Source organism: Streptomyces sp. NPDC002853 (assembly GCF_053591915.1).
The window spans coordinates 57,839-66,849 of the sequence record NZ_JBSFUS010000023.1 but is presented as its reverse complement, the minus strand read 5'-3'; the positions used below and the strand labels follow the sequence as shown (position 1 = coordinate 66,849).

Here is a 9,011-nt window from a genome sequence, read left to right as displayed (position 1 = left end):
GGCTCCAGCGGCTCGATCACGAACCGGGAGCGGAATTCGTCGACGACCTCTTCGGTCAACGAGGGACGCTGAGCGATCAGCATGAAGTATTTCCTTCAGCTCAGGGGCACCCACTATTTGATGCCCTGATGTTGTTACAAGGGTACGGGCGGTACGGCTCCGAGGAGCCGCACCGCCCGAGAATCCCTGGGTCAAGCGACGTGCGTCAGACGCGGCGACGCTTGGGGGGACGGCAGCCGTTGTGCGGCGTCGGCGTGACGTCCTGGATCGAACCGACCTCGAGGCCGGTCGCCTGCAGCGAACGGATGGCGGTCTCGCGACCGGAACCCGGACCCTTGACGAAGACGTCAACCTTGCGCATGCCGTGCTCCTGGGCGCGACGCGCGGCCGACTCGGCGGCCATCTGCGCGGCGAACGGAGTCGACTTGCGCGAGCCCTTGAAGCCGACGTGGCCGGCGGAGGCCCAGCTGATCACGTTGCCCGTGGGGTCCGTGATCGAGACGATGGTGTTGTTGAACGTGCTCTTGATGTGGGCGTGCCCATGAGCGACGTTCTTCTTTTCCTTGCGGCGCACCTTCTTGGCAGCGCCCTGACGACCCTTGGGGGGCATCTATTACTCCTACGGGAGGTGGTCGGTCCTGCAGCGACAGCTGTCGATAGACCGCTGAGCGAGGACTACTTCTTGCCCGGCTTCTTCTTACCGGCGATGGCGCGACGCGGGCCCTTGCGGGTACGAGCGTTCGTGCTGGTGCGCTGACCGCGGACGGGCAGGCCACGACGGTGACGAAGACCCTGGTAGCAACCGATCTCGACCTTGCGGCGGATGTCGGCCTGGATCTCGCGGCGGAGGTCACCCTCCGTCTGGATGTTGGCGTCCACGTACTCGCGGATCTTGATCAGGTCCTCTTCGGACAGATCACGAACACGGGTGTTGCGGTCCACACCGGTGGCGTCCAGCGTCTGCTGGGACAGCGTGCGGCCAATGCCGAACACGTACGTGAGGGCAACCTCAACACGCTTATCGCGCGGGAGGTCAACACCTTCAAGGCGTGCCATTCAAGGCTCCTGTTGATTTTCGGAGGTCTTCAGCAGAACCGTTCCCAGGTGCCGACCGCTCCCTCGGGAGAGGTGGTACATCCTGGGTCCCCGGCCTCCGACCGGGGGTGTCGCCCTCCATCACTGAAGAGGAACGGGTCCTGCACATGTGCTTTACGTGCGTCGCGCGAAAATCTGCGAACTGCAGTCGTGCGTCAGCCCTGGCGCTGCTTGTGGCGCGGGTTGTCGCAGATGATCATGACCCGGCCGTGACGGCGGATCACCCTGCACTTGTCGCAGATCTTCTTGACGCTCGGCTTGACCTTCATTGGGTGAGGTTCTCCGGGTCAGTGCCATCACCCCACGTGAATGGGGTGCGGGCAAGATCTACTTGTACCGGTAGACGATCCGGCCACGCGTCAGGTCGTACGGAGACAGCTCCACCACGACCCGGTCGTCAGGGAGGATGCGGATGTAGTGCATACGCATCTTGCCGCTGATGTGTGCCAGGACCTGGTGGCCGTTCTGGAGCTCAACCTTGAACATTGCGTTCGGAAGAGACTCAACGACAGTGCCCTCGATCTCGATGGCACCTTGCTTCTTGGCCACGCTTTGCCCTTCGAATCGACTACCTTGATCGACTTCGTACGCCGCATGCAGGCACACGGATGCACGAGAGCCGACGAGTCAGTCTACGTCAGGCACCCCGGAAACACGAATCGAGGAAGTCTGCCCCACGAGCAAGATCCTTAAGCAGCAACACAACAGCCCTCAACCCAGCAGATCCGCCGCGACCGCAGCCCCGTCCTCAGCCGGCCTCGCCTCGCCACCGTCGGCGCCAGAGCGCCTCACAAGCTTCGAGCGGCTGCGCCGGACTCCGTCCGACGGCCTCGGCTCAGCCCAGCGGGTCCGGCGCGACCGTGACCCCGTACTCCGCCAGCTTCGCCCTGCCGCCGTCCGGCGACGTCAGCACGAACGGCCCCTCCTCCGTCAGCGCGATCGAGTGCTCCCAGTGCGAGGACCAGGTGCCATCCGTCGTGATGACCGTCCAGTCGTCCTCGAGGACCTCGGTGCGGGGGGTGCCGAGGGAGACCATGGGCTCGATGGCCAGGCAGAGGCCGGGGACCAGCTTGGGGCCCTTGCCGCGGCGGCGCTCGACGTAGTTCAGGACGTGTGGGTCCATGTGCATCTCGGTGCCGATGCCGTGGCCGCCGTAGTCCTCGACGATGCCGTACTTGCCGCCGCCGGGCTTCGGCTGGCGGCGGATGTACGTCTCGACCGCGCGGGAGATGTCGACGAGCCGGTTGCCCTGCTTCATGGCGGCCAGGCCCGCCCACATCGACTCCTCGGTCACCCGGGAGAGCTCGATCAGCTCCGGGGAGTGACCGGTGCCCACGAACGCGGTGTAGGCGGCGTCACCGTGCCAGCCCTCGATGATCGCGCCCGCGTCGATGGAGATGATGTCGCCGTCCTTCAGGACGGTCTTGTCGTCCGGGATGCCATGCACGACGACCTCGTTGACCGAGGTACAGATCGTCGCCGGAAAGCCGCCGTACCCGAGGAAGTTGGACTTCGCGCCGTGCTCGGCGATCACCTTGCGGGCGACGTCGTCCAGGTCCTTCGTGGTGGCACCCGGCACCGCCGCCTCACGTGTCGCGGCGTGGATGGCAGCGACCACAAGGCCCGCCTCACGCATCTTCGCGATCTGCTCGGGGGTCTTGATCTGCACCATGGGGCTTCCGCTCTCCGTCATCCGTCCAACAACCGGCTACGTACACAACCGCTACGTACACAACACTACGGCCGCGGTCCCCCCGAGGGGCACCGCGGCCGAGACAGCGTACTGGCTACTTGCTACTTGTCGCCCTTGAGGGCGTCCATCGCACGCTTGGTGACCTCGTCCACCTTGCCGAGCGCGGAGATCGTGACCACCAGGCCCTGGGCCTTGTAGTGGTCGATGATCGGCTCGGTCTCGCGGTGGTACACGTCGAGACGCTTGCGCACGGTCTCTTCCTGGTCGTCACCGCGCTGGTAGAGCTCGCCGCCGCAGACGTCACAGACGCCCTCGGTCTTCGGCTTGCTGTACGTCACGTGGAAAACGTGGCTCGAGTCGTTCCGGCAGATGCGGCGGCCGGCGATGCGCTTGACCACCTCGTCCTCGGGGACCTCGAGGTCGAGCACCGCGTCGAGCTTCTGGCCGTCCGCCTTGAGCGACTCGTCCAGGGCCTCGGCCTGCGACACGTTCCGCGGGAAACCGTCGAGCAGGAAACCGTTCGCGGCGTCCGACTGCGTCATGCGGTCGTGCGCCATCCCGATGGTGACCTCGTCGGGAACGAGGTTGCCGGCGTCCATGAACGCCTTCGCCTGCTTGCCCAGCTCCGTGCCCTGGCTGATGTTGGCGCGGAAGAGGTCGCCCGTGGAGATGTGCGGGATCGACAGGTTCTTGGCGAGGAACGCGGCCTGCGTTCCCTTGCCCGCCCCGGGCGGCCCGACGAGGACGATTCGCATCAGCGGAGGAACCCTTCGTAATTGCGCTGCTGGAGCTGGCTCTCGATCTGCTTCACGGTCTCCAGACCCACACCCACGATGATCAGGATGCTTGTCCCGCCGAACGGGAAGTTCTGGTTCGCGCCGAAGCCCACCAACGCCATCGTCGGCACAAGAGCGATCAGACCCAGATACAGCGAGCCCGGCCACGTGATCCGGTTGAGTACGTAACTCAGGTACTCAGCGGTCGGACGGCCAGCCCGGATGCCCGGGATGAAGCCACCATACTTCTTCATGTTGTCCGCGACTTCCTCGGGGTTGAACGAGATAGCCACGTAGAAGAAGGCGAAGAACACGATCAACAAGAAGTACGTCGCGATGTAAATCGGGTGGTCGCCCTTGGTCAGGTTCGCCTCGATCCACTGCTTCCACCCGGAGTTGCCACCCGCGAACTGGGCGACAAGAGCGGGGATGTAGAGCAGCGAAGAGGCGAAGATCACAGGGATGATGCCCGCCTGATTGACCTTCAGCGGAATGTACGTCGACGTGCCGCCGTAGGACCGGCGACCGATCATGCGCTTCGCGTACTGAACCGGAATGCGGCGCTGAGCCTGCTCCACGAAGACGACCAGACCGACCATGACGAGACCCACCGCGATGACGGTGCCGAACTCGATCCAGCCGCCCGCCAGGGAGCCCTGCTTCTTGATGGCCCACAGGGCGCTCGGGAAGGTCGCGGCGATCGAGATGAACATCAGGATCGACATGCCGTTGCCGATGCCGCGGTCGGTGATGAGCTCACCGAGCCACATGACGCAGGCCGTGCCCGCGGTCATCGTGATGACCATGGTGACGGTCACGAAGATCGACTGGTCCGGCACGATCTCGGTGGCGACGGGGCAGCCGGAGAACAGCGAGCCCGTGCGTGCGGTCGCCACGAGGCCGGTGCCCTGGAGGATCGCGAGCGCGACGGTGAGATAACGCGTGTACTGCGTGATCTTCGCCGTGCCGGCCTGGCCCTCCTTCTTCAGGGCCTCGAGCCGCGGGATCACCACGGTCAGCAACTGCAGGATGATGCTCGCCGTGATGTACGGCATGATGCCGAGCGCGAAGATCGTGATCTGCAGCAGCGCCCCGCCACTCATCATGTTGACCAGACCGAACAACCCCTGGTTGGAGTTGGCCTGGTCCATACATACCTGGACGTTTTTATAGCTCACGCCCGGGATCGGAATGTGCGTTCCGAGCCGGTAGATCACGATGATGCCGAGAGTGAAGAGCAGCTTCTTGCGCAGGTCGGGCGTCTTGAACGCCCGGGCGAACGCGGTGAGCACGGTGCCTCCTGCGACCCCCGCGCGCGTGCGTCAGAGGTAGTGGTCTGAGGAATGACGAATACGTATCAGTCACAAAAACCGCACGGGCAGACCGCACGGAGCTTAGACAGTGCACGCCACCTTACCGGCGACCGTGCCCCCCTAGGAACGACCAACCGGGGATGCCCCTTTTGTGGGGCATCCCCGGCTGGGAATCGCTCAAGTCATCGAGTGGCCTGAAGAATTCAGACGAGCTCGGTGACGGTACCGCCGGCGGCGGTGATCTTCTCCTTGGCGGAGCCGGAGACGGCGTCAACCGTCACCTGCAGCGCCACGGTGACCTCACCCTGGCCGAGGACCTTGACGAGGCTGTTCTTGCGAACCGCACCCTTGGCCACGAGGGCCTCGACGGTGACCTCGCCACCCTCGGGGAACAGCGCGCTCAGCTTGTCGAGGTTCACGACCTGGAACTCGGTCTTGAACGGGTTCTTGAAGCCCTTGAGCTTCGGGAGACGCATGTGGAGGGGCATCTGGCCACCCTCGAAGCGCTCCGGAACCTGGTAACGGGCCTTGGTGCCCTTGGTACCACGACCAGCGGTCTTACCCTTGGACGCCTCACCACGACCCACACGGGTCTTGGCGGTCTTGGCGCCCGGGGCGGGCCGGAGGTTGTGGACCTTCAGCGGGTTCTGCTCCGCCATGTCAGTCGACCTCCTCAACCGTCACGAGGTGGCGGACGGTGTGCACCATTCCGCGGAACTCGGGGCGGTCTTCCTTGACGACCACGTCGTTGACCCTCTTGAGGCCAAGCGAACGCAGCGTGTCGCGGTGGTTCTGCTTGCTGCCGATGTACGACTTCGTCTGCGTGACCTTGAGGCGAGCCATTACGCACCCGCCCCGGCACGTGCACGCAGCAGAGCCGCGGGGGCCACGTCCTCGAGGGGCAGACCACGGCGAGCCGCGATCTCCTCGGGACGCTGCAGGCCCTTGAGGGCCGCCACGGTCGCGTGCACGATGTTGATCGCGTTCGACGAGCCGAGCGACTTCGACAGGATGTCGTGAACGCCGGCGCACTCGAGCACAGCACGCACCGGGCCACCGGCGATAACACCGGTACCGGGGGAAGCAGGCTTGAGCAGGACGACGCCTGCGGCCTTCTCGCCCGTGATCGGGTGCGGGATGGTGCCCTGGATACGCGGAACCTTGAAGAAGTTCTTCTTGGCCTCTTCAACGCCCTTGGCGATGGCCGCGGGAACTTCCTTGGCCTTGCCGTATCCGACACCTACGGTGCCGTCACCGTCGCCCACCACGACCAGCGCGGTGAAGCTGAAGCGGCGACCACCCTTGACAACCTTGGCGACACGGTTGATCGCGACAACGCGCTCAACGTATGCGGTCTTTTCGGCGGCAGCGCCACCGTCGCGACCCTTCCGGTCCCGCCGCTCGCCGCCACCGGCACCGCTTCCGCGGCGCTGGGGTCCAGCCATTGGAATTACCTCTCTCTGTTACGTCCGCTAGCTCCGGAACCGGGGCTTAGAACTTCAGCCCGGCTTCGCGGGCGGCGTCCGCCAGAGCGGCAATGCGCCCGGCGTACTTGTTGCCACCGCGGTCGAACACGACGGCCTCGACACCCGCAGCCTTGGCACGCTCGGCGACGAGCGCGCCGACCTGCTTGGCCTGCGCGGACTTGTCGGCCTCGCCACCGCGGATCGTCGCGTCCAGGGTCGACGCCGACGCAAGGGTGTGACCCTTGAGGTCGTCGATGACCTGAGCAACGATGTTGCGGTTCGAGCGAGTCACGACGAGGCGCGGACGCTCCGCCGTACCCGACACGTGCTTGCGGATGCGGATGTGGCGGCGGGCCTTGGCGGCACGCTTGTAAGCGTCGCCCTTGGCGATCTTCACACCGTATGCCATGGCTTACTTACCTGCCTTTCCGACCTTGCGCCGGATGACTTCGCCCTCGTACTTGACGCCCTTGGCCTTGTACGGGTCGGGCTTGCGCAGCTTGCGGATGTTGGCCGCAACCTCGCCGACCTTCTGCTTGTCGATGCCCTCGACCGAAAGCTTGGTCGCGGACTCCACCTTGAAGGTGATGCCCTCAGGGGCCTCGACCAGGATCGGGTGGCTGTAACCCAGCGAGAACTCCAGGTTGGAGCCCTTCGCGAGGACGCGGTAACCGACACCGCTGATCTCGAGCTTCTTCACGTAACCCGCGGTCACGCCGGTGATCATGTTCGCCACCAGCGTGCGGGACAGGCCGTGCAGGGCCTTGTTCTGACGCTCGTCGTTCGGGCGGGTGACGTTCAGGACGCCGTCCTCACCCTTAGCGATGTCGATCGGCGCGACGACGGTGTGGGAAAGGGAGCCCTTGGGACCCTTAACCGAGACCGTCCGGCCGTCGATGGTGACGTCCACGCCGGCGGGAACCGTGATGGGGAGCTTGCCAATACGCGACATTAGCTATTCCTCCGTTCCCGACTACCAGACGTAGGCGAGGACTTCCCCACCTACGCCCTTCTTGCCTGCCTGCTGGCCGGTGAGCAGACCGTGCGACGTGGAGATGATCGCCACGCCCAGGCCGCCGAGCACCTTCGGCAGGTTGGTGGACTTCGCGTAAACCCGGAGACCGGGCTTGGAGATCCGCTTGATGCCCGCAATGGAGCGCTCACGGTTCGGGCCGAACTTCAGCTCGAGAACGAGGTTCTTGCCGACCTCGGCGTCCTCGACCTTCCAGCCCGTGATGAAGCCCTCCTGCTGGAGGATCTCCGCGATGTGAGACTTGATCTTGCTGTGCGGCATCGCCACGGAGTCGTGGTACGCCGAGTTCGCGTTACGCAGACGAGTCAGCATGTCCGCGATCGGATCAGTCATGGTCATGAATTGGCCTTCGGCCTCTCTCGCCGGGGTTTCCTATCTGCGCCATCCCTCTCCCCACTCAGAGGCGGGACGGGTGCGGCGCGGGGACCTACGGCGTAGTAAGTCGGTCAGGGCGGCAGGCGCCCAACCCTCCTAGCCTAAGCCATGGAGAGGTGGGCCACCTACCGACCAGATACTTACCGAGAGCCTCCGGTAATTCCCAAGTCCCTAAGGACAGAGGGGAATTACCAGGAGCTCTTGGTCACGCCCGGCAGCTCGCCACGGTGAGCCATCTCACGAAGGCAGACGCGGCACAGGCCGAACTTGCGGTACACGGAGTGCGGACGGCCACAGCGCTGGCAGCGGGTGTAGCCGCGCACACCGAACTTGGGCTTACGAGCAGCCTTGGCAATAAGAGCCTTCTTCGCCATCTCGCTTACGCCTCCTTGAAGGGGAAGCCGAGGTGACGGAGAAGGGCACGGCCTTCGGCGTCGTTGGTCGCCGTGGTGACCACGGTGATGTCCATACCCCGGACGCGGTCGATCTTGTCCTGGTCGATCTCGTGGAACATGACCTGCTCCGTGAGACCGAAGGTGTAGTTGCCACGGCCGTCGAACTGCTTGGGGGACAGACCACGGAAGTCGCGGATGCGCGGAAGCGCGAGCGACAGGGTGCGGTCCAGGAACTCCCACATGCGGTCGCCACGGAGCGTGACGTGGCAGCCGATCGGCTGACCCTCGCGCAGCTTGAACTGCGCGATGGACTTCCGGGCCTTCGTGATGGCCGGCTTCTGACCCGTGATGGTGGTCAGGTCACGGACGGCACCGTCCATGAGCTTCGAGTCACGGGCGGCGTCGCCGACACCCATGTTGACCACGATCTTGACGAGGCCGGGCGTCTGCATGACGTTCTCGTACGAGAACTCTTCCTGCAGCTTGCCCGCGATCTCCTCGCGGTACTTCGTCTTCAGACGCGGGCTGGTGGTGGTCGTCATCAGATGTCCTCACCCGTCCGCTTGGCAACGCGGATCTTGTTGCCGTCATCGTCGAAGCGGAAACCGACACGCGTGACGACCTTGTTGCCGTCCTTCTCCACGACCAGCTGGACGTTGGAGACGTGGACAGGGGCTTCGGTGGTCACGATGCCGCCGGCCTGCGAACCGCTGGCGGTCGGGCCGGCCTTCGTGTGCTTCTTGACCCGGTTGACACCCTCGACCAGGACGCGCTCGTCGCGCGGGTAAGCGGCAATGACCTTGCCCTGCTTGCCCTTGTCCTTACCGGTGATGACCTGAACCAGGTCGCCCTTCTTGATCTTCAT

Annotated in this window: 16 protein-coding genes; all 16 read right to left on the bottom strand. The window is 64.8% G+C overall.

What is annotated here, in order from left to right; genetic code table 11:
* Window positions 1-205: 205 nt before the first annotated feature.
* Window positions 206-610, bottom strand: coding sequence for a 30S ribosomal protein S11 (gene rpsK / locus ACWD02_RS41270; protein ID WP_003948617.1), 405 nt, complete (start codon window positions 608-610; stop codon window positions 206-208).
* Between the two features lie 65 nt (window positions 611-675).
* On the bottom strand, window positions 676-1,056 hold the full coding sequence (gene rpsM / locus ACWD02_RS41265) for a 30S ribosomal protein S13 (RefSeq protein WP_116511038.1): 381 nt from the start codon (window positions 1,054-1,056) through the stop codon (window positions 676-678).
* Between the two features lie 194 nt (window positions 1,057-1,250).
* Complete coding sequence (gene rpmJ / locus ACWD02_RS41260) at window positions 1,251-1,364, bottom strand: 50S ribosomal protein L36 (RefSeq protein WP_003948619.1); 114 nt, start codon at window positions 1,362-1,364, stop codon at window positions 1,251-1,253.
* A gap of 58 nt (window positions 1,365-1,422) precedes the next feature.
* Window positions 1,423-1,644, bottom strand: a complete 222-nt coding sequence (gene infA, locus ACWD02_RS41255) for a translation initiation factor IF-1 (protein ID WP_003948620.1) — start codon at window positions 1,642-1,644, stop codon at window positions 1,423-1,425.
* A gap of 286 nt (window positions 1,645-1,930) precedes the next feature.
* Window positions 1,931-2,767: a type I methionyl aminopeptidase gene (gene map / locus ACWD02_RS41250; protein ID WP_451221538.1), complete on the bottom strand. Its 837-nt coding sequence runs from the start codon at window positions 2,765-2,767 to the stop codon at window positions 1,931-1,933.
* A gap of 122 nt (window positions 2,768-2,889) precedes the next feature.
* Complete coding sequence (locus tag ACWD02_RS41245) at window positions 2,890-3,543, bottom strand: adenylate kinase (protein WP_451221535.1); 654 nt, start codon at window positions 3,541-3,543, stop codon at window positions 2,890-2,892.
* The gene (gene secY, locus ACWD02_RS41240; RefSeq protein ID WP_365823541.1) at window positions 3,543-4,856 is read right to left on the bottom strand and encodes a preprotein translocase subunit SecY; all 1,314 of its coding nucleotides are present in this window, start codon (window positions 4,854-4,856) and stop codon (window positions 3,543-3,545) included. The genes ACWD02_RS41245 and secY overlap by 1 nt, the downstream gene beginning before the upstream one ends.
* Window positions 4,857-5,080: 224 nt before the next feature.
* Window positions 5,081-5,536 (bottom strand): 50S ribosomal protein L15, encoded by a 456-nt coding sequence (rplO, locus tag ACWD02_RS41235; protein WP_098244248.1) that lies wholly within the window; start codon window positions 5,534-5,536, stop codon window positions 5,081-5,083.
* Window position 5,537: 1 nt separating this feature from the next.
* On the bottom strand, window positions 5,538-5,720 hold the full coding sequence (rpmD, locus tag ACWD02_RS41230) for a 50S ribosomal protein L30 (RefSeq protein WP_056552385.1): 183 nt from the start codon (window positions 5,718-5,720) through the stop codon (window positions 5,538-5,540).
* Window positions 5,720-6,322 carry a 30S ribosomal protein S5 gene (gene rpsE / locus ACWD02_RS41225; RefSeq protein WP_160506669.1) on the bottom strand — a complete coding sequence of 201 codons (603 nt, stop codon included), beginning with the start codon at window positions 6,320-6,322 and terminating at the stop codon, window positions 5,720-5,722. Before rpsE ends, rpmD begins: the two co-directional genes overlap by 1 nt.
* A gap of 46 nt (window positions 6,323-6,368) precedes the next feature.
* Window positions 6,369-6,752: a 50S ribosomal protein L18 gene (rplR, locus tag ACWD02_RS41220; RefSeq protein WP_363212681.1), complete on the bottom strand. Its 384-nt coding sequence runs from the start codon at window positions 6,750-6,752 to the stop codon at window positions 6,369-6,371.
* Window positions 6,753-6,755: 3 nt separating this feature from the next.
* Window positions 6,756-7,295 carry a 50S ribosomal protein L6 gene (gene rplF, locus ACWD02_RS41215; RefSeq protein ID WP_363212682.1) on the bottom strand — a complete coding sequence of 180 codons (540 nt, stop codon included), beginning with the start codon at window positions 7,293-7,295 and terminating at the stop codon, window positions 6,756-6,758.
* A 21-nt stretch (window positions 7,296-7,316) separates the two neighbouring features.
* Window positions 7,317-7,715, bottom strand: coding sequence for a 30S ribosomal protein S8 (gene rpsH / locus ACWD02_RS41210; protein ID WP_030359017.1), 399 nt, complete (start codon window positions 7,713-7,715; stop codon window positions 7,317-7,319).
* A gap of 224 nt (window positions 7,716-7,939) precedes the next feature.
* A complete protein-coding gene (locus ACWD02_RS41205; protein ID WP_003948630.1) occupies window positions 7,940-8,125 on the bottom strand; it encodes a type Z 30S ribosomal protein S14 in 186 nt (61 codons plus the stop codon).
* A gap of 5 nt (window positions 8,126-8,130) precedes the next feature.
* On the bottom strand, window positions 8,131-8,688 hold the full coding sequence (rplE, locus tag ACWD02_RS41200) for a 50S ribosomal protein L5 (RefSeq protein ID WP_344522014.1): 558 nt from the start codon (window positions 8,686-8,688) through the stop codon (window positions 8,131-8,133).
* On the bottom strand, window positions 8,688-9,011 hold the full coding sequence (rplX, locus tag ACWD02_RS41195) for a 50S ribosomal protein L24 (RefSeq protein WP_160506664.1): 324 nt from the start codon (window positions 9,009-9,011) through the stop codon (window positions 8,688-8,690). Before rplX ends, rplE begins: the two co-directional genes overlap by 1 nt.

Excerpts from the sequence above, each read along its gene's own strand:
- rplE (WP_344522014.1), bottom strand. The coding sequence starts at position 8,688 with ATGACGACCACCACCAGCCCGCGTCTGAAGACGAAGTACCGCGAGGAG.
- rpsK (WP_003948617.1), bottom strand. The coding sequence starts at position 610 with ATGCCCCCCAAGGGTCGTCAGGGCGCTGCCAAGAAGGTGCGCCGCAAG.
- rpsH (WP_030359017.1), bottom strand. The coding sequence starts at position 7,715 with ATGACCATGACTGATCCGATCGCGGACATGCTGACTCGTCTGCGTAAC.
- rpsM (WP_116511038.1), bottom strand. The coding sequence starts at position 1,056 with ATGGCACGCCTTGAAGGTGTTGACCTCCCGCGCGATAAGCGTGTTGAG.
- rpmD (WP_056552385.1), bottom strand. The coding sequence starts at position 5,720 with ATGGCTCGCCTCAAGGTCACGCAGACGAAGTCGTACATCGGCAGCAAG.
- ACWD02_RS41245 (WP_451221535.1), bottom strand. The coding sequence starts at position 3,543 with ATGCGAATCGTCCTCGTCGGGCCGCCCGGGGCGGGCAAGGGAACGCAG.
- rplO (WP_098244248.1), bottom strand. The coding sequence starts at position 5,536 with ATGGCGGAGCAGAACCCGCTGAAGGTCCACAACCTCCGGCCCGCCCCG.
- rplF (WP_363212682.1), bottom strand. The coding sequence starts at position 7,295 with ATGTCGCGTATTGGCAAGCTCCCCATCACGGTTCCCGCCGGCGTGGAC.
- rpsE (WP_160506669.1), bottom strand. The coding sequence starts at position 6,322 with ATGGCTGGACCCCAGCGCCGCGGAAGCGGTGCCGGTGGCGGCGAGCGG.
- rplX (WP_160506664.1), bottom strand. The coding sequence starts at position 9,011 with ATGAAGATCAAGAAGGGCGACCTGGTTCAGGTCATCACCGGTAAGGAC.
- ACWD02_RS41205 (WP_003948630.1), bottom strand. The coding sequence starts at position 8,125 with ATGGCGAAGAAGGCTCTTATTGCCAAGGCTGCTCGTAAGCCCAAGTTC.
- rplR (WP_363212681.1), bottom strand. The coding sequence starts at position 6,752 with ATGGCATACGGTGTGAAGATCGCCAAGGGCGACGCTTACAAGCGTGCC.
- rpmJ (WP_003948619.1), bottom strand. The coding sequence starts at position 1,364 with ATGAAGGTCAAGCCGAGCGTCAAGAAGATCTGCGACAAGTGCAGGGTG.
- map (WP_451221538.1), bottom strand. The coding sequence starts at position 2,767 with ATGGTGCAGATCAAGACCCCCGAGCAGATCGCGAAGATGCGTGAGGCG.